The sequence below is a fragment of the Natronolimnohabitans innermongolicus JCM 12255 genome (genome assembly GCF_000337215.1).
GTDB classification, from domain to species: Archaea; Halobacteriota; Halobacteria; order Halobacteriales; family Natrialbaceae; genus Natronolimnohabitans; species Natronolimnohabitans innermongolicus.
Genome location: NZ_AOHZ01000041.1, coordinates 246,016 through 269,912 on the forward strand (window position 1 = coordinate 246,016; position 23,897 = coordinate 269,912).

Consider the following 23,897-nt stretch of genomic DNA (forward strand, 5'->3'; position numbering starts at 1 on the left):
CACATTGGAGAAAGATTATGTTCTCGGCACGGCCAGCCCTCCACAATGAGCGACGAGTCTTCGAACCAAACCGCGCCGGGCGCCGGCGAGTCGACGGACGCGACTGACGCCGACGCCGACACCGGCGACTCGAGTGGTCCATCCGAACCGGGTGGCGGGCCCCGACGCGTCGTCTCCGAGCAGAGCGTCGACGACATTCTCGACTCGCTGGGGGAGACGAAGGCCGCGGCCGAAGCGAACGCGGATTCGGGTGCGGACGATTCGCAACCACGGGCACAGACACGATCGCGGTCGAATTCGGAGACCGGTGCCGACGCCGAATCCGGCGCCGAACCGTCAGCCGACACCGACGGCGTGACGACCGAGTTCGACGAGCGCGACGTGCCCTCGAGCGACGGCCTGGACGACGCCGAGACCAACGCCGACAGTGACGATGGTAGCGACGGGGTCGGTGTCGGGGGCAGCGACGGAGACGGTGGCGAGAATAGCGAGGGTATCAGGGACGGCGACACGACCCCGACAATCGACGACGCCGCGTCGTCGCTCCCCGACGTGGACGACGACGCCTCCCTCGAGGACCTCGCCGCGCGCGTCGAAGACGGCGCCGTCACCGGCGCCGACGTTCGGGCCGCCGAGGCCGGCACGGGCCGCGAGTCGACGCCCGAGGTCGACGAGATCGAGCTCTCGATGGACGACCTCGAGGCAACACAATCGAGCAGCGGTCCCGACGGTAGCACGGGGGTCGGCGACGACGCCGGCCCGCTGGCGGGGTCGATCGGCGCTGACGCCGACGCGGGCGCTGGCGACGACTCGGACGAGGACGAGACCGACGCCGACTCGCCGGGGCTGCTCGGTCGGATCAAGCGCTTTTTCGGCGGGTAGAACGGGTACGGCTCGAAGATTTCGACAACAACACGGATTGACCGTGATTCTCGAGGCTTCGGACTCGAGTCCCCGGTTCGAGTCGCGGGCTCAGAACTGGTAGCGTCGCTCGTCGTCCATCGTCGGGTACTGGTCGGCGCCGGTCATCTCCTCGAAGGTCATCCCCGAGAGATACTCGTCGTAGGTGACGTCGTAGCCCGAGCGCAACTGGAAGTCGAGCTTGCCGGTGTCGACCGTCGACTGGAACAGCATGTGGATCGCCCGCCGAACGAGTTCGTCCGTCTCCTCGGGCTCGAGGGCGGCATCGAGCAGGGCGAGTTCGTTTCTGGTCTCCCGATCGAGCGAGATCGAGAGTTCGTCGTCCAGGTCGCCGTAGGCGTCCGTCAGGTCGTCGTTGAGATCGTCGAGACTCATACGGGAGGGGACTCGAGCCGAGGGGATAGGGCTTTCGTGGTCGACTCGTCGCTCGTCGCCCGTCGCTCGTCGATGCTACGGCGTTCGATTCTGAGACGAGCGCGTTGGAGAGACGCGTGGCGATTGAAATTGGAGATCTGCGTGGCGATTGAGATGGTCGTACAACGCACGCTGGTCGAAATGGTTGTGCGCTGACGCTGGCAGCGAGGGTTTCCACATCCTCCCCAGCCGATTCGCTCGCTTCCCTCGCTCATCCCTCGCGCGTCGGAATCGGACGTCCTCGCTTCCGCTCGGCCGACCGACAGCGCGCGCCACAGCGCATGACTCGGCAACTGCATCGCGGAACCGCGCCAACTGCATCGCAGAAATGCGCGCTTCGTCGCTGACGTCGTCGGCCGGTCGCGAACCGCCACCAGTAAGACGCCCCGTTCGCTAGGACGACCGATGAGTGAGAGCGATGGCGACGGCGGCGCCGGCGCCGACACCGACGGGGGCGAGGAGTGGACGCTCCCCGACGACCTCGAGTCGGTCCAGGAGGCCCTGATCGCGTGGTACGAGGGCGACCACCGCGAGTTCCCGTGGCGTCGGACGGACGATCCCTACGAGATCCTCGTCAGCGAAGTGATGAGCCAGCAGACCCAGCTGGATCGCGTCGTCTCGGCCTGGGAAGCATTCCTCGAGCGCTGGCCCACCACGGCCGAGCTCGCCGACGCGGACCGGGCGGACGTCGTCGGGTTCTGGACCGACCACAGCCTCGGGTACAACAATCGGGCGAAGTACCTGCACGAAGCGGCCGCGCAGGTGGAAACGGAGTACGACGGCGAGTTCCCGACCGAACCCGACGAACTACAGGAGCTCATGGGCGTCGGCCCCTACACCGCAAACGCCGTCGCGAGCTTCGCGTTCAACAACGGCGACGCGGTCGTCGACACGAACGTCAAACGCGTCACCTACCGCACGTTCTCGATCCCGGACGACGATGCGGCCTTCGAGTCGGCCGCGAACGACCTCATGCCCGACGGCGAGTCGCGCGTCTGGAACAACGCGATCATGGAACTGGGCGGCGTCGCCTGTACGCAGACGCCCCGCTGCGACGAGGTCGGCTGCCCCTGGCGCGAGTGGTGTGGCGCCTACGCCAGCGGCGATTTCACCGCGCCCGACGTCCCCACGCAGCCGAGCTTCGAGGGCAGCCGCCGCCAGTTTCGCGGCCGCGTGATCGGTACCCTGCGGGAGTACGACGAACTCGAACTGGACACCCTCGGTCACCGGATCCGCGTCGACTACGCGCCCGGCGGCGAGTACGGCCGCGAGTGGCTCACCGGCTTGCTCACCGACCTCGAGGACGACGGACTCGTCGATATCGACGACCCCGAATCGGGCGCCGAGGACGAACTCGTCGCCCGACTCCGTCGGTAACGGTCGACTCGAGCGCTCGAGTCCGCGCGACGAAGCGCCGGCCGTGGCGCTTGGCCCGCTTATTTGACGCCCGCTGTCGTCGGTGTGGGCATGGCAGACTCCGACAGCGGTTCCGACTCCGCCGGCGGCGACGTCGATACCGACGCCGGTGTCGCCGCGGACCCCGTCCGCGTCGTCGCCGTCTGTGGCAGCCTCCGGGAAGAGAGCACGACGTGCGTCGGGCTGGAGCGCGTCCTCGAGGCCGCCGACCGCGCCGGCGCCGAAACCGAGTTGCTCGACCTGCGCGAGTTCGAGTTACCGACCTTCGACGCCGACCGCGACCGCGAGGACGCCGGCGACGCCGAAGCGTTGGCGGCCCGTCTGCGCGGAGCCGACTCGATCGTCCTCGGCTCGCCGATGTACCACGGCTCTTACTCCTCGCCGCTGAAGACCGCCATCGACTACTGCGGGTTCGACGAGTTCCGCGACAAGACGGTCGGCTTGCTCGCGGTTTCGGGCGGCGCCTTCCCGGTGACCACCCTCGAGCACATGCGCTCGGTCTGTCGCGCGCTGAACGCGTGGGTGATCCCCCACGAGGCCGCGGTTCCGAACGCCGGCTCTGCCGTCGCGGACGGCGAGTTCGTCGACGACAAACTCGAGGAGCGCGTCGCGACGCTCGGCCGGCGCGCGGTGCAGTACGCGACGATCGAGCCGGATCCGGACTCCTTCGAGAGCGACCAGAACGTCGGCGCCGAAGGGAAGTAGCGACTGAGAGGCGACCACGATCCGTTGTCACGGTCGGTCACGGCCGGTCGCTCACGCTCAGGGCTCGAGCAGCCGTTCGAACCGCCGCTGATGGGCGAGGAAGGCGAACAGTCCGAACAGGACGAGTCCGACGTGGAGGGCGTCGACCCGGAGGACGACCGTCGTCGCCTCGAGGGGGATCGGCGGCGTCGCGAGGGTGACGTCGACGAACCAGACGGCGGCCAGCAGCGCCGACGCGCCGGCTGCCAGCAGGCAGCCGGGGACGAGGGGCGTGCGGGTCGTCAGATACGTCGAGCGGAGACAGAAGACGCGGCGTTCGACGAACAGCTGTGCGGTGAGCGCGCCGGCGAGCACCACGCCGGCGACGACGATGCCGCCGACGCCGCCGATCAGTTCGGCGACCAGCAGCCAGACGAGCCAGCTGCCCGTCAGGAGCAGCGCCGCCGAGAGCCGCTCGGGCTTGAGGAGGTCGCCGACCTCGTTGACCGTCGCGCCGAAGACGATCGCGCGCACCAACGCGCCACAGAAGAGGATACCGAGTCCGGCCAGCGCCGTCGAAGTCGTCCGAGAGCCGGCGACGAGGGAAAACCAGACGCCGACGGCGACGGCTTCGACGGTGGCGGCCGAGAGCGCCGCGGTCACGCCGACCACCCGCCGCCGAGCCGTGCGGCCGAGGATGCCGGGTTGCCGAATGACGCTCATACCACACCCCCTCACACGCAAGGGGCTTCGTTATGGAAGTCATTATCTCACACGGTAACGGTCGCGTACAGCGCCGATTCTTCGAGTCGGTGGGCGGAAACAGCTAATATTCTGTTTCAGCGACCGTTTTTCGCCGCCCAGAGACGTGAAGAACGGTCGATCTCTCAATAGATTGTAGGTCGTTCTCGTTCAGTACGGAACCGAGACGTGTGTCTCGAGCGTTCACTGCCGAACGAGTCGACACGCGGTCAGTTTCAGTGCGAGAGACGACGGCGGCCGATTCGAAAACGAGCGATCAGAGCGCGACAATCGTCCGTCTCGAGGGCCTCGAGCGGTCGGTCGCGTCGTAAGTGGTGGCTACAAGACCGTTCGATGGCTCGTAGTCAGTCCGTAACTGTCGAGAGACCGATTCGAATACTGGAAACGTTGGACAGAATTATTTACGCGGGTGTGGACGTGGCCGATTATGGCCGAAAGCGAGCAACAGGAGCAGACGTTGTCGGAGCTGGTCGTCAAGGAAGCGGTCGGAATCGGGATGGAATCGCCGCTGCGCGACTCCATCCTCGAGGCCGTCGAGGAGTCCGAAGGGACCGCCTCGAGCGGGTCGCGCCTGCCGCTTGCCGGCGCGCTCTTCGGAATCGGCGCCGCGGTCGGCTTCCTCGCGGGACGGCAATCCGAGGCGCTCGAGGACACGTCGCTCGACGACGTCGAGGAACCGGAGATCATCGAAGACGTCATGGACGGTCGCGGCGAGGAGATCGGGTCGACCGCCGAGGAGGCCGTCTCGTCGGTCACCGGGGACGACGACAGCGAGACCGACGCCGACGCCGGCACGGCCGCCGAGTCCGAAGCCGAGCCGGAAGTCGACGTCGAGGACGAGGGCGGCTCGAGTCGACTCCCGAAGCTCCTGTTGCTGGTTGGTGCCGTCGCCGCGATCGCGGTCGCCCGGCGCCGCTTCGCCGGCGGCGAAGAAGAGGAGTGGGAGCCGATCGAAGAGTTCGAACCAGCGGCGACCGACGACCTCGAGGACAGCGAGACGGACGAGTTGACGACCGGCGGCGCCGAAGCGGAGACGGACGACGAGGACGACGAGGACGACGAGAGCGACGAAGCTGATGCGGACGCGGAAGCGAAAGGCGAGTAACGGGACGGACGCCGTACGTTTCGATCTCGGACCCCGTCGATCAGTTTCGGATCGGTTGTGACGACGACCGCGAGCGACTGCGCTACCGATTCGATCGACTCGGCGGCGACGGGGAGCGGACGGGTCACCCATCGCGGGCGCTCCCGACGAAGGAGCTAAGGGGTCGTCGCCGCCACAGTCATCCAATGGAGACGACCCACCGCGTCTTCGTCGGCGACTCCCGAGACCTCGGGGCGGTCGACGACGCGTCAGTCGAACTCGTCGTCACGTCCCCGCCGTATCCCATGATCGAGATGTGGGACGACCTCTTTACCCGTCTCGACCCCGCGATCGGCGACGCGCTCGAGTCGGGCGACGGTCGCGAGGCCTTCGACGCGATGCACGCCCAGCTCGAGCAGGTCTGGGACGAGATCCAGCGCGTGCTCGTCGACGGCGGCATCGCCTGTATCAACGTCGGCGACGCGACCCGGTCCGTCGACGACAGCTTCCGGGTGTACGCCAACCACGCCCGCGTCCTCGAGGCCTTCGAGTCCCGCGGGTTCGACCCGCTGCCCGATATCCTCTGGCGCAAGCCGGCCAACAGCGCCGCGAAGTTCATGGGCAGCGGGATGATCCCGCCCAACGCCTACGTCACCTTAGAACACGAGTACGTGCTCGTCTTCCGGAAGGGCGCGGACAGCCGGTCGTTCGAGCCGGGGGCCGACCACCGCTACGAGGCCGCCTACTTCTGGGAGGAACGCAACCGCTGGTTCTCTGACGTCTGGACCGACGTGCAGGGTGAGCTACAGGCGCTCGCCGGCGACGACCTGCGGGATCGATCCGCGGCCTACCCTCTCGAGATTCCCTACCGACTGATCTGTATGTACTCCGCCTACGGCGACACCGTCCTCGACCCCTTCTGGGGGACCGGAACCACGTCGCTCGCCGCGATGTGTGCCGGCCGAGACTCCGTCGGGGCGGAACTCGAGCCCTCGTTCGTCGAGGTGTTCGACGACCGGACCGACGAGGTTCCCGGGCTGTCTCGATCGATCGGCCGGCGGCGACTCGAGCGCCACCGGGAGTTCGTCAGCCGTCGCCGCGAGGAGGGGAAGTCCTTCGACTACGAGGCCGCCCACTACGATACGCCCGTCGTAACGAAGATGGAACGTGACCTCCGCCTGCGCGAGGTAACCGACGTCGCGGACGTCGGCGCCGACGTCGACTACGCCGACGCGACCGAAGACACCGAGTACGCCTATCGGACGACCCACGAGCCGCTGGCGCCCGAGTGATTCGAGAGACGACCATCGACTCGAGATTTATGACGTCGCGCGACGAAACGGCGCCCATGACGCTCGACGAATATCCCGCAGCGGTCGACGACCTGGATCCCGCGGAAGGCGCGGTCGAAACGGCGGAGTTAGTCGTCACCGACGACGTGCTCGTCAAAGCGTTCGCGCTTGGTCCGGACGCCGAACTCGAGCCCCACGACCATCCGAACAGCACGAACGTCTTCCACGTCCTCGAGGGGACCGTCACGGTCGTCCGAGGCGACGACAGCGAGTCGGTCGAGGCGCCGGGAGTCGTCCACCACGAGCGCGGAGACGTCCACGGGGCGCGAAACGAGACCGACGAGCGAGTCGTGTTTACGGCGAGTCTTTGCCCGTTGCCGTCGTAGAACGGATTCCGTCCGAAACGACGGGACGTTTCGACTTTTTTGCACGACATTTTTATCCGTACCCGTTCACCGAGGGGTATGCATCGCGGTCTCGAAGTTCCTGATACCACGGCGATTCGAGCGCTCGCCGTCGGTTCGTCGGCGTGGTTGCAGACGACGGTAACGGAGTTCGACGACGGCGACGTCGCACTCCGCGGACCGATCGATCCGACGACCGAACTCGAACCGATCGACCTCGATTCGTTCGACTGCGTACTCGCCGACGACTGCGCGGCGCTCGACGCGATCGACGCGATCGACGCGTGTCCGGTCGTCGTCGCGATCGACGCCGCTTCGTCCGACTGTGACCGCGTCGAGGACCTCTGTGACGCCGGGGCGCTCGACGTCGTCGGTCAGCCACCGGCCGAACGTCCGTCGTTGCTCGCCCACCGACTGCAACGAACCGTTCGAGCGGAGCGCGAGCGGCGGACGACCCGGCAACGGGACGAGTGGTACCGAACGCTGCTCGAGCACACCTCGGATCTGGTGCTCGTCGTCGACGCCGACGGCACGATCACGTTCGTCGGGCCATCGACCGGGCCGACCGGCGGGTACGACGACGAGGCGCTGCTCGGAACGCACGTCCTCGAGTACGTCCACCCCGACGACGTGGCGACGGTCCGGACGACGTTCGAGACCCTCCGCGCCGACGGCCCCGGTACGACCGCGACGGTCGAATACCGGTGTCGCCACGCTGACGGAGCCTGGTACGTCCACCGAGCCGTCCTCACTAATCGACTCGCCGACGGAACCGAACGGTCTGCCGACGGGATCGGCGGCATCGTCGCGTCGATTCGCGACGTGACGGCCTCCCATCGGGCCGAGCAGAAACTCGAATCGTCGCTCGAACGGATCAGCGACGCGTTCTACGCGCTCGATTCGGACGGTCGGTTTACCTACGTCAACGAACAGGCGGCCGACCGTCTCGATATCGATCCCTCGGCTGCCCTCGGTCGCCGCATCGTCGACCTCTTCCCGGCTCTTCGGGAAACGCCCTTCCACGACGCGGCGCTGGAGGCGTTGCGAACCGGCGACCCGAGGACGGTCGAACACTACTACGAACCGACCGACCGCTGGTATCACGTCCGCCTGTATCCGTCCGACTCGGGGCTCTCGGTGTACTTTCGGGACGTCACCGAGCGCGTCGACCGCGAACGAGCGCTCGAGAAACGAACCGAACGACTGGAGACGCTGGTACGGAACGTCCCCGTCGCCCTCTTCGTCCTCGACGGCGACGGGACGATCACGCTCGCCGAAGGACACGTCCTCGATCGGATCGATCGGTTCGCCGACGGCGTCGTCGGCGAGTCGGTGTTCGACGTCTTCGCCGACCACCGGCCGATCCGCGCGGACTCGAGGGCGGCACTGGCCGGCCAGCGGATTCACTCCTCGGTAACGCTCGCGGATCGCGTCTTCGAATCCTGGTACCGTCCGATCGTCGAAGACGGCGCGGTCGAGCGCGTGATCGGCATCGCCGTCGACGTCACCGAGCGCGCCCAGTACCAGGAGACGCTGAACACGCTCCACGAGGCGACGAGCCACCTACTGACCGTCGAGTCCGAGCAGGCCGCCTGCGAGTACATGGTCGACGTCGCAGCCGACGTCCTGGACCTCGAGGCGGTCGTCTATCGCTACGACGAACGCCGGAACGAACTCGTGCCGACGGCCTACTCGCCGGCGCTCGAGTCGATCGTCGGGCACCCCTCGCGCCTCCAGCCGGACGGAAACACTGTCTGGCGGGCGTTCGTCGACGAAACGGCCGTTCGATTCGACAACGTCCAAGCGGTCTCGCGGGCGTTCGATCGACCCGCGAACGCCGAGAGCGCGCTGTACGTCCCGATCGGAGAACACGGATTGCTAGCCGCGTACGATCCCGAACCGGGTCGGTACGACGACGAGACACTCGAGTTGGCGACCCTGTTCGCCCGAACCGCCGAAGCCGCCCTCGACCGAATCTCTCGGACGCGACGACTCCACGGCCACGAATGGGAACTCGAACGACAGAACGCCCACCTCGAGCAGCTCCACGAGGCCAGCCAGGTGCGCCAGAACGTCGAGGAGTTACTGCTGATGGCCGACTCCCGCGACGAAATCGAGCGCGGCATCTGCGAGTTGCTCACCGATCTCGAGGTCTGTTCGTTCGCCTGGCTGGGCGAACCGGATCCGGGCGGGAGTCAGCTCCGTCCGCAGGCTACTGCCGGCCAGGAACGGGGATATCTGGACGCGGTCACGGTGACGGCCGTCGACGACTCCGCCGCGGAACCCGCCGGACGAGCCGCACACACCAGCGACCCGGTTTCGGTCGCGAACGTCGGCGAGTCGATCCGCGACGGCGCGTGGCGCGGCGCCGCCCTCTCGCGAAACTTTCAGTCGGTCTACGCCGTTCCCCTGGTCTACGAGGGGTTCCTCTACGGCGTCTTGACCCTCTACAGCGACGATCGAGACGCGTTCGACGATCCACTCCGCTCGATGCTGTCGGAACTCGGCGAAACCGTCGGCTACGCCATCGACGCGGTCAAGCGAAAGGGAGCGATGGAGAACGACCGATCGATGGTCGAACTCGAGTTCGGACTCGAGGCGGCGACGCCGCTCGCTCGGCTCGCCGACCACCTCGACGCGCGCGTCGAACTCGAGGGGGCGACGACGAGACGCTGCTCCAACTCCGGTATACGGCGCAGTTCCTCGGGAGCGTCATCGATGCCCACGGCGGCGTGCTTCGGTCGCTGATCGGCGACGGCGACGAGACGCGAGCGATCGCCGCCGTCCCGGAAACGGTCGAAGTGCGCGAACTGCTGGAGGAACTCGACCGTCGCGGATTCGCGGTGTCGCTCGTCGCCCGTCGCGAGCGGACGACCGACACCGAACCGACGATCGACGTCGCCACCCGCAACGGCCTCCTCGAGGAGCTGACGGAGAGACAGCGGGAGGTCGTTCGAACCGCCTACCACGGCGGCTTCTTCGAGTGGCCCCGACGGGCGACCGGGGAATCGATCGCCGAAACGCTGGGGATTTCGTCGCCAGCCTTCCACAAGCACGTGAGAGCGGCCGAGAACAAGCTTTTCACAGCGCTGTTCGGCGGAACTTCGGATCGGGGTTAACTGTATAACCGTTTCCAAGCGGTATAGTTAACACGTTAACAATCAGCTTCTTTACTCGGAACCGTGAAAGGCACTTGTCTTTCAACGGATAGCACTGGGGGGGCGCAAAAGACATGACAGAAATGACTTCACGATCTTCGTCCGCACAAACGGCGGACACACACGTTGTGCAGTACGATCGCCTCGATGCCGAACCACTGAGCGTCGCCGTCGTCAACGCCGTTGCGACGTTCAGCGACGAACCTGTGACCGATCTCGAGCCGCTTCACTACACCATCGATACCGACGCGCTCGAGCGACTGTTCGAGCCGCGTGCGGACGGCGTTCGAGCCGGCGGTTCGGTTACCTTCGAGTACACCGAGTGCCTGATAACCGTCTCTGCCGACGGGCAGATCCGGGTCGAATCGGCCTAACTGGACGCGTCATACTACGTTCTTTCTTGGATCGTCCTCGATAGCGATAGTAGCCACTGAACCGATTTCCAGCCGATCGCGACGCCGCCCTGCGACCAGGAGTACGTCGGCTTCCAGTGGCGACGATGGGCGACGATCCCAACCAGCACAGCCCTCACGAGTGGACCGCCCGAACGATGAACTCGCCGCTCGGTTCGTCGTCGGTACTCGCCGTTCCGTCCTCTGGCGCGCGATAGCCATCGCGACCGGAGCGGAGACTCGAGGCGCGATGGACCGGACTCGAGAACTTGCAGGGAGGCCTCCGAACCACGGAAATCCCTCCGGGATTTCCTGCCTCACGCTCGCTGGCGCTCGCGTGAGACCTACCGGGTTCTCCGCCTCCCTGGGTATTTTCGGCGTTGCCACTCGTCTTCGACTCGTGGCGTCTTCGAAAATGCCCGGGGAGGGCTCCGAACCCTCGATCTCCGCATGTCCCAGGTCCGAGGCTCGGCAGAGTCCTCGAGGGGACACGGAGGCTTCCAAGGCGAAACCGCACCGAATCTCTGAACCCTATGAGTGCGGCGCTATGTCCAGCTAAGCCACCCGGGCTCACTCTCCGGTAGTCGCCTGTCTTTCTTTAACCTTCTCATTCCCGACGGGCGTGTAATCCCGACCCACGGATTTATCATACGGCCTTCCCAACACCCGCGCATGAGCGTTCCCGGCATCGTCCACTCTACTCTCGACGGCGACGAAATCGCGGCTCGAGTCTCTCTGGGCGGCGACGACGAACTTTTCATCACCCCGTCAGCCACACTCGTCTATCGCTCGGACGGGCTCTTGAGCGACGAATCGGTCGACGAGTTCCCCCACGAAGCCGAGCGGCTGACCCTCTCGGAAGGGCGACGGAAGACCAAACTCACCCTCGAGTATCCGCTCGAGGGGACGAAACAGTTCTCGATCCCCGGCGACAAGACCGACGACGTCCTCCACCCCGTGCTGGCCGGCGTCCTCAACGGCAACGGGATCACCGACCCCGGAGAAACCGTCGTCAAGACCTACCGCTTCAGCGAGCTGACGCTGATCGTCACGAGCGACCGTCTGGTCAAGCACATCGGCGCGGCGGTCTGGGACGGCGACTACGAGGAGTACCACTTCGAGGACGTGACGCAACTCGCCTTCGAGGACGGCAGCGTCGCCACCCAGATCGTCCTCACGGTCGACGGCCGCCCGCAGCGGATCAAAGCCCCTAACGAGGAGGCGAACGACCTCCGCGAACGACTCAAGCGCGCGCTCTGTTCCTATCACGACGTCGCCTCGCTCGAGGAACTCAACCGCACGCTCGGAACTGACGAGGACGACGGCCGCAGCCGCGGCGCCGTCGACTTCGGCGACGGCGTCGACCCGCTCGACGCTAACCCGCCGGAGCTGGACGCCGACGAGACATCCGAATCCGACGCAACCGGCGATACGACCCGGACGCCCGGGCACGGAGGCGATCCGCTGGCTGCCGGAGAACCGACCGACTCGCGTCCAGCGAACGCGAACGGAGACCGAACGGCGACCGATCCGTCGGCCGGGACCGAGGCCGAGGCCGAGGTCGCACAGTCCGAACGGGAAGGGGAACGAAAACAGAACATCGAACAGAAACAGGACCTCGAGCAGTCCTCCGCTCGGTCGACTCATCGATCCGAAGCCGACCAGCAGTCGGCCCAGTCACGGTCCCAGCCGCAGTCGCAGTCTCACACCCACTCTCAGTCTCAGTCTCGACAGTCAGCTACGCGGGACACACAGCAGACGGCACAACAAGGCGGGTCGCAATCTACCGCTCACAACCGCCGTGACGGGAACTCGCACTCGAGCGCGACAACAGAGACGCTCGATACGGAAGCCGGCGGCGACGCGGCGTCTACTGCGGTCGACGACGTCGAAACCGCGCTCGACGAAACACAAGCGGCGGCGGAGTCGACGGGAGCGACGAGTAAGACGCCCGAGACAACACCGGAAGACGACGCCCTCGACTACGGAGCTGCCGGCGCTGCGCCGGTCACCGACGAGTCCGGCGCCCTCGAGCCAGGTAGTGATGAAGACGTTGATCGGGAGGCAACGCCGACCGATTCCGAACTCCTCGAGCGGGTCGAATCCCTCGAGGCCGCCGTCGACAGGCAGACCGAACTCATCGAAAAACAGCAGGCGACGATCGAGCAGTTAGTGTCCGAACTCCGTTCGAACCGCTGACGCGCGACAAACGGACGACCACCACCGATTGCCCACGTCTCGTCTTCGACCGCCCCGGCGTCGACGCCGCTCTCGTTCCCGTCCGATCAGTCGTCCCGCCCCGTCACCTTCCGAATACACGACGAGCCGAACGGCCCCAGTTCGCCGGCGTCGAGATTGATGAAGTGACCCGTCGAGAGACTCGAGCCACAGCGCCGGCAGGTAAACTCGCCTTCCTTGGTGATCACGTCCTGTTCGAAGCTGACGTACTGGCGACTCTTCGGGCGGATAATCCCGTCCTCGCGGTCGATGATCCCGCGGAGTTCCGCCTCGTCGAGAATCGTCCGCGTCACGGCGGGATCGCTCGTCACCGTCTCGATCCGATCGACGACGTCGGGCAGTTCGAGTGACTCGTGTTCCAGGCGCTCGAGCAGCGCCAGACCGAGCGCAACTCGGTCGTCGTCGGCGTCGACGGCCGTCGCCATTCGTCGCTCCTCGCGGTCCATCGGTGAGTGGTGCCCGTTCCGGCCGAATAAACGTTCCGTCCCGATTCAGTCGAGACAGAAAAGTTTCAACGCTGGAGGGGAAACGGCGATCGAAACCGATGTCGCTTCCGTCGGCGCGAACGCGAGCGCTGCTCGCCGTCACCGTGATCGGCGCGATCCTCGCTGCGGGCGCGCTCATCTCGCCGTCGTCGCTGCTGGGCCGACTGGAGGCGACGGCGGCCGATCCCGCGCTGTTCGCGCTTGTCGTCGCCGGCCTCTATCTCGCCCGGCCGCTGTTCGCGCTTCCGACGACGCCGCTCGCCGTCGTCGTCGGCTACGGCTTCGGCGTCGCACTCGGCGTTCCGATCGCGTTGCTCGGCGTCGTCGTCACCGTGATCCCCGTCTTCCTCGCCGCTCGCTGGATCGCGGGGGCCGAACCCCAGCCGACGGCAGAACGCGACCCGGGCGCGACGTCACGCGCCTCGAGTTCCGCGTCCGCAGCGTCTACACCGCGTACATCGCTCGGGCCGCTCGATACCGTTCTCGAGCAGGCGAGCGACGCCGTCGACCGATACTACGAGACGGCGGGGCCGACCCGCGGCGTCGTCGCCTCGCGGCTGGCACCGATCCCCTCGGACGTCTCAACGTGTGCGGCCGCGACGGCCAGCGGCGTTCGTCTGCGCCATCTCGTTCTCGGAACGGCGATCGGCGAACTGCCGTGGACGGTCGCCGGCGTCGTCGTCGGCGCGTCGGCCGCGACGATCCGAACCGACGGCCTGGGAGACCTCGGATTCGCGCTCACCGCCGCGTGTCTGTTCGCCGCCGCCGTCCTCCTGGCCGGACCGGCCTACCGACTCGTTCGAACGCGACGCGGCGCTCGAGCGGGTGGACAGATGACGGACCGATAGCGCGGAGAGAACGTCGCACGTCGAACACCAGCTGCCGGACGGTAAACGCCGACCGCGGACCGCCGAGCAACAAGATGCGCTCAGCGAGGCCGATGTGGCGCCGGCTCGGCGTCGACCAGCGAATCGCTCAGTTCCGTGAGATCGTCCTCGAGTTCCTGGTAGGCCGCCGACTCCTCGACGTTCTCGAGGGGCGCCTCGTCTTCCAGCGTCTCCATCTTGTTCGAGAGCGCGGCCAGCTCCCGGCGGCCGTCGCCGGCGTACCGCGACTGGACGCGAAGGTTTTCGATGATACGGGTCAGTTGCGCCCTCGAGACCGGCTTCGTCACGTAGTCGTCGATGTCCAGTTCGACGATATCGAGCCCGGGATCGACCGCCGTCACCATGATTACCCAACAGTCGTGACCCGCCGCTCGAATCCGCTCGAGCACCTCGTCGCCGTTGAGGTCCGGCATGTGGCGATCGAGCAGGACGACGTCGACCGCGGCGCTCATTTGCTCGAGCGCCGAGCGGCCGTCGTAGGCGGTCAGTACGTCGTAATCCTCGTCGACCCACGTCGCATAGAGATCAGTGAGTTGACGCTCGTCGTCGACGACGAGGATCGTCGGTTTCGAAGACATGCGATTGCTGGCCGAAAACAGACGCTATCGGGTTGTATCAGTACCGGGAGACTCACGGGCTGAGTCGGGCGGTGAGTCGCCGCTAGCGGAACGGATCGCTACAATCGATTATCGGTCCGTGTTGCGGACAGACGTACTTGCAGTGGCGTTTGTACAGCGGTGCCTCGCAGTGCGGACAGGTCGGGGCACCACTCGAGGCGGTGTCCACTGTCGATTCGCTCGCTCCCGTCCCACTGTCCTCGTCGTCAGCGGCCATGGGACTGCTATCGGCCGACCGCGGCTAAGTTCTGGTGGTCGGACTCGAGTGTCACGTCGGTCGTCGCGAATCGAGAAATGAAATCGAAAAGTCCCAAAACGGGAGACTACGCGCTTCTACCGTCGCTCAACATTCGCTCCAGCCACAGGACTCACAGGTTTTGCACCCTTCCGAGAAGTACAGCGACATCGAACCGCAGTCGGGACACTCCGGCGACTCGCCGGCGTCGATGAGGTCCTGCGTCGCGTCGCTGTCGGCGTCGGTGGCGCCCCCGCTCTGGGCTGCCGCGCCGCCGTCTGTCTGCGGGCCGTCGTACTCGACCTCGGCGTCTGCCTCGGTCTCAGCCGACTCCTCGAGCGTCTGCTGTTTCGGGTACGGCTTGTCGATCTCGCCTTCGAGGTAGCGACGCATCGCGGTGCCGATGGCGTCCGGGATGGACTGGATCTGTTCGCCTTTGTCCCAGGCGACCTTCGGACTGCGCGTGCCACAGAGTTCGTCGACGATCTCCTCGGGATCGACGCCCGAGCGCAGCGAGGTCGAGATGACCTTCGCGAGCGCCTCGGTAAAGGAGTTCGTGAAGCCACCGGAGTGGCCGATGTTCGCGAACAGTTCGAACGGCTGGCCGGTCTCGGGGTCCTCGTTGATCGTCACGTAGACCTTGCCGTAGCCGGTATCGATGCGCTGGCTAACGCCCTGCAAGGCGTCGGGTCGCTCGCGCTTCTCGGTGAAGTCGACCTGAACGGGCTCGGTGACGTCGTCCTCGGCGACCAGCGAACCGACATCCGCCTCGAGGACGTCCTGGACCTCCTCGCTCTCGAGGAAGGCCTCGAGACCGCCGAAGATCTCGTCGATCTGGTCGGCGAGCGCTTCCGCGGCTTCGGTCTCGTCGGCGAAGTCGGCGTTGTCGGCGCGGGTGGTCAGCACCTGCTTCGAGCGGGTGCCGTCGCGGTAGTAGGTGACGCCCTTGCCACCGTGCTCGTAGACCCACTCGAAGACTTCCTTGGCGTCCTCGAGCGTGGAGTCGTTGGGCGCGTTGACCGTCTTCGAGATGGCGGAGTCGACGCCCTCCTGGCAGGCACACTGGACGGCGGCGTGTTGTTTCGCCGAGAGATCCGACGTGATGACGAACAGTTCGCCGATCGAGTCGGGGACCGTCGAGAGCCCCTCGACGCCGTCGAACTGGTTGGTCGCCATCTGCTCTTGGGCCTCCTCCTTGACGGCGTCGACGTCGATGTCGTTGTCCTCCAGGACGCGCAGGAAGTAGTCGTCGAACTCGACTAACATCTCGTCGCCCTGAACGTCGTCGGTGACGTTCTTGTAGTAGGCGACGTTGTAGATGGGTTCGCAGCCGCCCGTGGTGTTGCCGACCATCGACGTCGTGCCGGTCGGGGCGATGGTCGTCACGTTGTGGTTGCGAATCGGGTAGCCGTCCGCCCAGTCGTCGGCGTCCTCGCCGGTCTGTTTCTCGAACCACTCGCGGTACTCCGTCGGCTCGGCGTACTTCGAGTCCTCCCAGTCGGCGAACGAGCCTCGCTCCGTCGCGAGCTCGTGGCTCTTTGCTTTCGCACCGTTGTTGATGTGGGTCATCAGCTGGCGGGCGACCTCGTTGCCCTCCTCGCTGCCGTACTTGATGCCCAGCTGGATGTACAGCTGTGCGAGACCCATGACGCCGAGGCCGATCTTGCGCATCTCCCGGACCTTCTGCTCGATCTCGGGGACCGGGAAGTCGCTCATCGTGACGACGTTCTCGAGGAAGCGCGTGCCGTACTCGATGCGATCGTCGAATTCCTCGTAGTCGATAGCCTCCGCTAAGAAGGCGTCGACGGCGTCTTCGAAGGAATCGTACTCGTCGGCGTGCTCCTCGGACCAGACGCGCCAGTCGGGTGCGCTCCGGTCGGCGAGCGTCGAGAGGTTGATGTGGCCGAGGTTACAGGCCTCGTGCTCCTCGAGGGGCTGTTCCCCGCAGTTGTGAACGATGAGACCGTTCGCGACGAACGAGTGCGTATCTGGCTCTGTTAGGTCGTAAACGGATTCGTGTCCATCGTGCTCGACGGTGTGAACAGTGGCCTCGAATCGCTCGCTGTACGGGCCACGGTCGTACTCCGAGAGACGCTGCTCGAGCGCTTCGCTCTTGTAATCGAGCAGGAACCCAATCTCGTCGGCGAACCGCTCGAGGTTGTCTTTGACGATAACGAGTTCGTGTTGTGCTTTCGTCTCGTACTCTTTTGTCCCGCCACGGCCATCGGAGAGCTCCCGACTGCCAGCTTCCTTACGGTCTTTGTAGATCTTGCTTGCGATGCCGAAGTTGAGGAGTAACTGCTGAACTTCGCCGAGAAGATCGGAATCGGAACTCCACAGACGAACCGAGACGCCCTTTTCGACGTTGCCCTGAACGCAACCATCCGCAGTGAACAGCGACTGAAGGAAACCGCGCGCCATCTCCTCGCTGCCGCGCATCACTTCATCGGGAACCTGAAGCTTGTTTTCCGTCAGACCGACTTCTTCGGCGTACTCGTACAGACGAGTCGACCGAATTCGCTGCTCGATTGCCTGCGCACCGCGGTAACCGTCGTCGCGGGAAATCGAGTTGACTCCAATCTCGTAGTTCGCGTTACCGAGCGGCTCACGAACGACTTCATTAACGTCATCAGCGAGCGCTTCGGATATTTCGGCATCGTCGTCGTAGAAGTTCAAGACGGCCCGCTCTTCACCGTGTTTGAGGTGGCCATCGCCGACGAGCCAGCCGAGTGTTCGACCTTCTTTAGCGGTTCCGTGCTGACCGAATCCGCCTTTCCGGTTCTGTATATGAACCGTATCACCAGCATCGAGGTCCTGTGCTTCGACCCAGCCGTCGTCAGTCATGACGCGGTGGTCTGCAGTAAGTCGAAGCTCGTACCCTTCTTCGGTCGTCAGTTTGTAGACGTCTTTCTCGCCGGTTTTGTAGACGCTACTGGCTTCTTTGACCGAATCCTCGCTGAGCCGGCCGTCGACAACGACATCAGTTGCGACACCCTGCTCGTACAGCTCTTCTGCAGGGACGAGACCACGCTCGGTGCTTATGAGCGTATCACCAGTGACACACGGATTGGTCGCGAGAATTCGGTGGTCGTCCTGTTTCTCGACGTCGAAGGAGTGTTCCTTGTTCACTCGCTCGAGATAGATCACTCCCGGTTCGCCGTTTTCGTGGGCGCCTTCGACGATGCGCTCCCAGACGAGTTCGGCGGGGATCGACAGCGGCTCGCCGACCTCGACGTGTTCGCCGAGGTCGTAGCGGCTGTACATTTCCTTGGTCTCTTCCGTCGCGATGTGGGGCTCTTCGGTTCGCGGGTTGGTGAAGGTGTACTCCTCGTCGTTGAGGACGGCCTCCATGAAGTCGTCGGTGACGCCGACGGAGATGTTGAAATTCGAGAGGTGGCCCTCGACGGCGTTTCGCAGGTGCTTTGGCACCCGACCGTCCTCGTCGATGAGGCTGCGGGCCTCCTCTAAGGCTTCGCTGAAGGAGGTGTAGGTGTAGTCGTCGGGGTCGTTGAGTCGCAGACAGTGAGCCAGCGAGACGTCCTTGTTCTTGGCGTGGATGAACTCGATGACGTCGGGGTGGGAGATACGCATGATGCCCATCTGGGCGCCGCGTCGGGTGCCTCCCTGGGCGATGGTCTCACAGAGCTGGTCGTAGGTCCGCATGAACGTGATCGGTCCCGAGGCGATGCCGCCCGTCGAACCGACCGCGTCGCCGTAGGGACGAAGCTGCCAGAAACCGTAGCCGACGCCGCCGCCGGACTGGAAGACCTCCGCGGCCTTCTTTGCCGTCTCGTGGATGTCCGAGAGGTCGTCGTCGGGGCTCATGACGAAACAGGCAGAGAGCTGCTGAAGCTCGTCGCCCGCGTTCATCAGGGTCGGCGAGTTCGGCATAAAGGAGAGACTCTCCATTCCCTCGGTGAACGTGTCGGCGACGTCCTCGACGTGTTCGCGAACCTCGTCGGGGAGTTCGGGGACGACGGTGTCGTAGGCGAACTTGTTGACGTTGTACTCGGTCAGTGTCGTCTCCGCGTCCGAGTCGGCCGTTACGCCGGTACCGAAGACCTCCTCGGCGAGTTCGTCTCGTCGCGGGTGGTCGGGTTTGAGCTGGTCGGGCGTGACCGTGATCTCGAGGTCGCGTTTTTCGGCCTCGTAGACGGCCTCCGCGAGGGCGATATTCTTGCCGACGCGATCGAAGAGATCTTCCTGCTCTTCGATGAGTTCGCCGTCCGCGTCCTTGCGGAGATACCGCGCCGGCAGAATGTTCTGGTAGGCGTTGTCGGTCAGGCGCTCCTCGAGCGTCTCGCCCTCGGTGCGCTTGATCGGGAGGGTCAGTTCTTCCGCGGAGAGTTCCGAGCCGCTCATGCGCGGGTCACCTCGGCGTTGCCCCGCCGGAGGGTGGCGATTCTGGCGTGAATCCGGGTCCTGGGTCTCATTGTTCGTGACGAAGGTTCGGTAGTCATCGAGCCATCTTAAAACCGGGTGTTGTTGTCCTGCTTTTCTTGTATTAGGACAATTCTGGTTGTATAGATGACTCTGTTGTCCTGACGTTTCGAGTCCGACCGTGACGTCCGACTCGGTCGTGACCGTGGTTGTACGCCACTACAACGCGGACGGTCTTAACGATTTTCAGAGCGAACTGAAAGTAGTCCCAACCGCCAGATACGTGACTCGTTCTGGTAGTCACAGTTTCATCGTGTCGGCGCTCTCTCGTCGGATGTAGTGGCCGCTGAACGTCACTGCACACCGATCGTCGGATCACGTCGCGATCGATGCGTACTCGTCTCGATGGTGACGATACCTTCCCCAGTAGAACTGTGTTTGTGACTGATCACTCATCACATCCAGAAAGATTACGTAGCTGTAGGACAGGGGGTATCGTATGCTCGATCCGTTGACTTCATCGACCGCCCTGCTGGTCCTCGCAGCCCTGGCCGCCTTCGCCGTCGCGATTATCGCGATCCGTATTGCGATCAAACTGGCTATCCGCGTCGGCCTCGTCGCCGCCGTCGTCCTCGCCGCCCTGTGGGCGACCGGGACCCTCGAGTTGCTCCCCGGCGTCTGAACTGCCAGACGGCCATCGAACGCGCGATAGATCTGACTCGACTATCTCGATTCGTTTTTTCGCCGTCCCTACTCGAGCGCTGCGACTCGAAGTCGGCGCTACCATCGCCAAAATCAGAGCAAAACCGGACTATTCGATGGTGGCGTCGTGACACGCACTCACGGACGCGAGGAAATTTTCGATTACGTCGTGGCCCGCGGCCGTGAGGACGCTCTCGGGGTGGAACTGCACGGCCTCGATCGGATGCTCTCGGTGGCGGACGCCCATCACGAGCGTCTCCCCGTCGTTTTGTGACGCCGCCACAGAGCCAGCGTCGCTGTCTCTCGAAGGACTGTGTTCCGCGCTGTGTTCGGCCGTCGCCGTGACCTCGAAACAGTCGGGTACCTCGGTCGCGACCAGCGAGTGGTACCGTCCTGCGCGCAGCCCCTGCTCGAGGCCAGCGAAGACGCCCTCGCCGTCGTGGTCGACCGCGGAGGCCTTGCCGTGGATCGGATCCGGCGCCCGACCGATCGTGCCGCCGTACTCGTAGACGGCCGCCTCGAGCCCGAGGCAGACGCCAAGCGTCGGGACGTCGGGGCTCACCTCGCGGAGAACGTCCATCGTGACGCCCACGTCGCGGTCGTTCTTCGGATGGCCCGGCCCTGGACTGATGATGATCGCGTCCGGATCGACGGCCCGAACCGCCTTGAGCGAGGCGGTGTTTTTCAGCACCTCGGTCTCGGTTCCCTCCTGCTGGCTGACGTACTCGACGAGGTTGTACGTAAAGGAGTCGTAGTTGTCGATGAACAGAACCGAAAGTGGCTCCGCGTCGCTCGATTCGGCCTCGCCAGCATCCGTTTCGACGGGCGGACTCATCGACCCACCTCCGGCGCGGATTCGGACTCGTGGGCAGCGTCGTCCCCGTTATCACCACTCCCGCCCGGCAGTTCGATCGCCTCGAGCGCCGCCAGTACGCCGCCCATCTTCTGTTCCGTCTCCTCGTACTCGGCGGTCGGATCGCTGTCGGCGACCAGGCCGGCGCCGGCCCGGACGGTGATCCGATCCAGTTCGCCACCCGGCCGGCTCCCGTCCGTCCGCTCGGCTGTCTCGGGTGGCGCCACACCGCCCTCGACGGTCGCGGTCCGGATCACGATCGCGAAGTCCGCGTCGCCACACCAGGAGTAGTAGCCGACACCGCCGCCGTAGAGACCGCGAGGCTCGAGTTCGAGATCGTCGATGATCTCCATCGCACGGACCTTCGGCGCGCCCGAGAGCGTCCCCGCGGGGAACGAGGCGCGGGTCGCGTCGAAGGCGTCCGCGTCCCCAGCTAACTCGCCCGTCACCGTCGACTCGATGTGCTGGACGTGGCTGTACTTGAGGACGTTCATGAACTCGTCGACGCGGACCGATCCCGCCTCCGACACTCGGCGAACGTCGTTTCGTGCCAGATCGACGAGCATCGTGTGCTCGGCGCGTTCCTTCTCGTCAGCCAGCATCTCGCCGGCGAGTCGCCGATCTTCGACCGGACTCGTGCCGCGGTCGCAGGTCCCGGCGATCGGATTCGACATGACCTCGCGACCGCGGACGGAGACCAGCGTCTCGGGACTCGCGCCGACGACAGTTAGGTCGTCGTGCTCAAGTAGGTACATGTACGGCGACGGGTTGACTTCCCGCATCGCCTCGTAGAAACCGAGCGGATCAACATCGCCGTAGAGTTCTCGCGTCCGGGAGACGACGCCCTGGTAGATGTCGCCGTCCAGAACGTGCTCTTTGGCCCGGCGGACGCTCTCTTCGTACTCGTCTTTCGGCCCCGCGACTTCCGTCTCGCGAACGAATCCGCCCGTCTCGGGCGCCTCGGCTTCGCGAAGCGTTTCGGCGACCGCGGCGGCCTCCTCGAGCAGTGCGTCGTAGACCGCATCCGGATCGTCGTCGGCCTCGATAATCGGCGTACAGTCGAACGAAATCGTCCCGTCGCGCTCGTCGAACGCGAGCGTCTTCGTCGTCAGGACGAACTGCGCGTCCGGGAACCGCGAATCGGGACGTTCGAGTCCGACCTCCTCGAGCCAGAGGTCGTAGACGGCGTCGTAGGCGAGAAACCCGACGAGTCCGCCGGTCAGGTGCTGACGGTCGTGGTCGGGCGCGTTCGCGAAGTGAACGTCGGGCATCGCCGCGCGCAACGCGTCGACCGTATCGTCCTCGTCGGCGTCGGTCGTCTCGATCAACTCGAGCGGCGCGTCGGGATCCAGCGCGTCGACGGTCGTCCCGTCGGGTTCGACCGTCACGACGGCGTCCGGATCGTAGCCGACGTACGAGTAACGCGCATGACGATCCGCCTGCGCCGAACTCGGACGGAAGGCACCGTCGGGGTCACTCGAGGCCGTCTTTTCCGCGCTCTCGAGGAGGAACGCGTACGGTGAGCGCTCGCAGTCGCTCGACGCCGAACGTCCGGTGAGTGCGGCGTAGGCCGACAGCGGAGTCGTCTCGACGTCCAGCGTCGCAACGGCCCGAACGACGACGGGGTCGTCTCCCGCCGTCTCCGCATACTCTCGGAACGTCTCGCGGTCGATGTCGAACGCGGAATCAGCCGCGCGGTCTCCGCGTCTCTCTTCGTCGGCGGCGCTATCTGCGTTCGTCATAGGTTGACTGGTGTCTCGTGGTCCGCCGTTCGCTGTGCGGCTTTCGCACGGTCGACGAACGCGGACACGGCGTCGTGATCTTTCACACCCCCGCTCGCCTCGACGCCGCTCGCGACGTCGACGGCGAAGGGATCGACCGTCCGAACGGCGTTCGCGACGTTCTCGGGCGTCAGCCCGCCGGCGAGGATCAACGGCGACTCGAGTTCGGCCGCCACGTCTCTCGTCCGATCCCAGTCGTGCGTCTCACCGGTTCCTCCACCGCCGTCCGCTGCGGGCGTATCGACGAGCACGCCGTCGACGAGTTCGTCGTAGGCCGCGAGCTCGAGTTCTGGGACATCGTCGGCGCCGACGGCGAGCAGGAACTGCGCGTCGATCGACGCATGGAGTTCGGCGACCTCGTCGACTGCAGGCGTTCCGTGATGCTGGATCGCGTCCGGCTCGACACGCTCCTCGAGGTCGGATACCTTCGTCGGATCCTCGCCCATCGTCACGAGTACGCTCGTCACGAACGGCGGGACACTCGCAGCGAGCTCGCGCGCCCGATCGATCGACACTTCGCGGGGCGTCTCGACGGGCACGTCACAGATGATCCCGACCGCGTCAGCGCCCGCGTCGACGGCTGCCTCGAGGTCGTCCTCGCGCGTGAGTCCACAGACCTTGACGCGAGTCATCTCATCGACCTCCCGGTCCCGGCTCGGCGACTTCACCGCAGAGTCGCTCGAGTTTCGCCGCCGCGTCACCCGACTCGATCGCCTCGCGCGCGGCGTCGGCACCTTCCTTGAGCGAGTCTACCTCGCCGGCGACGTAGACCGCCGCGCCCGCGTTCGCGAGGATAACGTCGCGCTTTGCACCCGTGATATCCCCCTCGACGATCCCGCGCATATCCGCCGCGTTCTCCTCTGGAGAGCCGCCTGCGATGGCTTCAATCTCGTACTCCTCGAGTCCGAGGTCGGCCGGCTCGAGGGTGTACTTCTCGACGCTCTCGCCGGAAACCTCCGCGACGACGCTCTCACCGTGGATGGCGATTTCGTCCGTACCGGCACCGTGGACGACCAGCGCGCGCTCAACGTCCATCCGCGCGAGCGCATCCGCGAGAACGGGGACGAGGTCCGGATCGTAGACGCCGACGACCTGACCGTTGGCACCGGCTGGGTTGGTCAGCGGCCCGAGAATATTGAAGATCGTCCGCATACCGAGCTCCTTTCGCGGACCGATAACGGCCTTCATCGCA

Annotated in this window: 22 protein-coding genes and 1 tRNA gene; 12 read left to right on the forward strand and 11 right to left on the reverse strand. The window is 65.4% G+C overall.

The genetic code is table 11. The annotated features are described in order from the left end of the window. Nucleotides 1-45: 45 nt before the first annotated feature. Complete coding sequence (locus C493_RS08935) at nt 46-882, forward strand: hypothetical protein (RefSeq protein WP_007259105.1); 837 nt, start codon at nt 46-48, stop codon at nt 880-882. 90 nt (nt 883-972) lie between these two features. Here the strand turns inward: C493_RS08935 and C493_RS08940 are convergent, their stop codons facing one another. Then, nucleotides 973-1,296 carry a hypothetical protein gene (locus C493_RS08940; protein WP_007259106.1) on the reverse strand — a complete coding sequence of 108 codons (324 nt, stop codon included), beginning with the start codon at nt 1,294-1,296 and terminating at the stop codon, nt 973-975. A 444-nt stretch (nt 1,297-1,740) separates the two neighbouring features. Between C493_RS08940 and C493_RS08945 the strand changes: the two genes are divergently transcribed. Next, the gene (locus tag C493_RS08945) at nt 1,741-2,712 is read left to right on the forward strand and encodes an HhH-GPD family protein (RefSeq protein ID WP_007259107.1); all 972 of its coding nucleotides are present in this window, start codon (nt 1,741-1,743) and stop codon (nt 2,710-2,712) included. A gap of 90 nt (nt 2,713-2,802) precedes the next feature. Beyond that, complete coding sequence (locus C493_RS08950; RefSeq protein WP_007259108.1) at nt 2,803-3,456, forward strand: NADPH-dependent FMN reductase; 654 nt, start codon at nt 2,803-2,805, stop codon at nt 3,454-3,456. Between the two features lie 57 nt (nt 3,457-3,513). On the opposite strand, the gene C493_RS08955 is transcribed toward C493_RS08950, so the two are convergent. Then, nucleotides 3,514-4,158, reverse strand: a complete 645-nt coding sequence (locus C493_RS08955) for a hypothetical protein (protein ID WP_007259109.1) — start codon at nt 4,156-4,158, stop codon at nt 3,514-3,516. A 466-nt stretch (nt 4,159-4,624) separates the two neighbouring features. Between C493_RS08955 and C493_RS08960 the strand changes: the two genes are divergently transcribed. From C493_RS08960 to C493_RS08980, 6 genes are all read left to right on the forward strand, one after another. Then, nucleotides 4,625-5,302 (forward strand): hypothetical protein, encoded by a 678-nt coding sequence (locus C493_RS08960; protein ID WP_007259110.1) that lies wholly within the window; start codon nt 4,625-4,627, stop codon nt 5,300-5,302. A gap of 185 nt (nt 5,303-5,487) precedes the next feature. After that, the gene (locus tag C493_RS08965; protein ID WP_007259111.1) at nt 5,488-6,573 is read left to right on the forward strand and encodes a DNA-methyltransferase; all 1,086 of its coding nucleotides are present in this window, start codon (nt 5,488-5,490) and stop codon (nt 6,571-6,573) included. Between the two features lie 56 nt (nt 6,574-6,629). Beyond that, the gene (locus C493_RS08970) at nt 6,630-6,959 is read left to right on the forward strand and encodes a cupin domain-containing protein (RefSeq protein ID WP_049889257.1); all 330 of its coding nucleotides are present in this window, start codon (nt 6,630-6,632) and stop codon (nt 6,957-6,959) included. A gap of 78 nt (nt 6,960-7,037) precedes the next feature. Further along, nucleotides 7,038-9,725: a PAS domain-containing protein gene (locus C493_RS08975; RefSeq protein ID WP_338042050.1), complete on the forward strand. Its 2,688-nt coding sequence runs from the start codon at nt 7,038-7,040 to the stop codon at nt 9,723-9,725. After that, complete coding sequence (locus C493_RS24135; protein WP_338042052.1) at nt 9,650-10,096, forward strand: helix-turn-helix domain-containing protein; 447 nt, start codon at nt 9,650-9,652, stop codon at nt 10,094-10,096. The genes C493_RS08975 and C493_RS24135 overlap by 76 nt, the downstream gene beginning before the upstream one ends. 113 nt (nt 10,097-10,209) lie before the next feature. Then, the gene (locus C493_RS08980; RefSeq protein WP_049889244.1) at nt 10,210-10,509 is read left to right on the forward strand and encodes a HalOD1 output domain-containing protein; all 300 of its coding nucleotides are present in this window, start codon (nt 10,210-10,212) and stop codon (nt 10,507-10,509) included. Nucleotides 10,510-10,943: 434 nt separating this feature from the next. Here C493_RS08980 and C493_RS22620 read toward each other — a convergent pair. After that, nucleotides 10,944-11,097 (reverse strand) — tRNA-Met (locus C493_RS22620). A gap of 102 nt (nt 11,098-11,199) precedes the next feature. Here C493_RS22620 and C493_RS23810 point away from each other — a divergent pair. Next, complete coding sequence (locus tag C493_RS23810) at nt 11,200-12,726, forward strand: DUF7115 domain-containing protein (RefSeq protein ID WP_007259114.1); 1,527 nt, start codon at nt 11,200-11,202, stop codon at nt 12,724-12,726. A gap of 86 nt (nt 12,727-12,812) precedes the next feature. On the opposite strand, the gene C493_RS08990 is transcribed toward C493_RS23810, so the two are convergent. Further along, nucleotides 12,813-13,211: a DUF5830 family protein gene (locus C493_RS08990; RefSeq protein WP_007259115.1), complete on the reverse strand. Its 399-nt coding sequence runs from the start codon at nt 13,209-13,211 to the stop codon at nt 12,813-12,815. Nucleotides 13,212-13,309: 98 nt separating this feature from the next. Between C493_RS08990 and C493_RS08995 the strand changes: the two genes are divergently transcribed. Further along, complete coding sequence (locus C493_RS08995; RefSeq protein ID WP_007259116.1) at nt 13,310-14,098, forward strand: TVP38/TMEM64 family protein; 789 nt, start codon at nt 13,310-13,312, stop codon at nt 14,096-14,098. A gap of 80 nt (nt 14,099-14,178) precedes the next feature. Here the strand turns inward: C493_RS08995 and C493_RS09000 are convergent, their stop codons facing one another. The 3 genes from C493_RS09000 to C493_RS09005 all read right to left on the reverse strand — a co-directional run bounded on the left by C493_RS09000 (nt 14,179) and on the right by C493_RS09005 (nt 19,351). Continuing rightward, on the reverse strand, nt 14,179-14,715 hold the full coding sequence (locus C493_RS09000) for a response regulator (protein ID WP_007259117.1): 537 nt from the start codon (nt 14,713-14,715) through the stop codon (nt 14,179-14,181). Between the two features lie 82 nt (nt 14,716-14,797). After that, a complete protein-coding gene (locus C493_RS23385; RefSeq protein ID WP_162832290.1) occupies nt 14,798-14,971 on the reverse strand; it encodes an HVO_2523 family zinc finger protein in 174 nt (57 codons plus the stop codon). Between the two features lie 126 nt (nt 14,972-15,097). Beyond that, a complete protein-coding gene (locus C493_RS09005) occupies nt 15,098-19,351 on the reverse strand; it encodes an intein-containing adenosylcobalamin-dependent ribonucleoside-diphosphate reductase (protein ID WP_007259119.1) in 4,254 nt (1,417 codons plus the stop codon). 517 nt (nt 19,352-19,868) lie between these two features. Between C493_RS09005 and C493_RS09010 the strand changes: the two genes are divergently transcribed. Next, complete coding sequence (locus tag C493_RS09010) at nt 19,869-20,051, forward strand: hypothetical protein (RefSeq protein WP_007259120.1); 183 nt, start codon at nt 19,869-19,871, stop codon at nt 20,049-20,051. A gap of 129 nt (nt 20,052-20,180) precedes the next feature. On the opposite strand, the gene trpG is transcribed toward C493_RS09010, so the two are convergent. The 4 genes from trpG to trpD all read right to left on the reverse strand — a co-directional run. After that, the gene (gene trpG, locus C493_RS09015) at nt 20,181-20,906 is read right to left on the reverse strand and encodes an anthranilate synthase component II (protein WP_007259121.1); all 726 of its coding nucleotides are present in this window, start codon (nt 20,904-20,906) and stop codon (nt 20,181-20,183) included. Next, nucleotides 20,903-22,666: an anthranilate synthase component I gene (gene trpE, locus C493_RS09020; RefSeq protein ID WP_007259122.1), complete on the reverse strand. Its 1,764-nt coding sequence runs from the start codon at nt 22,664-22,666 to the stop codon at nt 20,903-20,905. Before trpE ends, trpG begins: the two co-directional genes overlap by 4 nt. Beyond that, complete coding sequence (locus C493_RS09025) at nt 22,663-23,337, reverse strand: phosphoribosylanthranilate isomerase (protein WP_049889259.1); 675 nt, start codon at nt 23,335-23,337, stop codon at nt 22,663-22,665. The genes trpE and C493_RS09025 overlap by 4 nt, the downstream gene beginning before the upstream one ends. 1 nt (nt 23,338) lies before the next feature. Further along, on the reverse strand, nt 23,339-23,897 hold a 559-nt coding region (trpD, locus tag C493_RS09030; protein WP_007259124.1), incomplete at its 5' end, for an anthranilate phosphoribosyltransferase.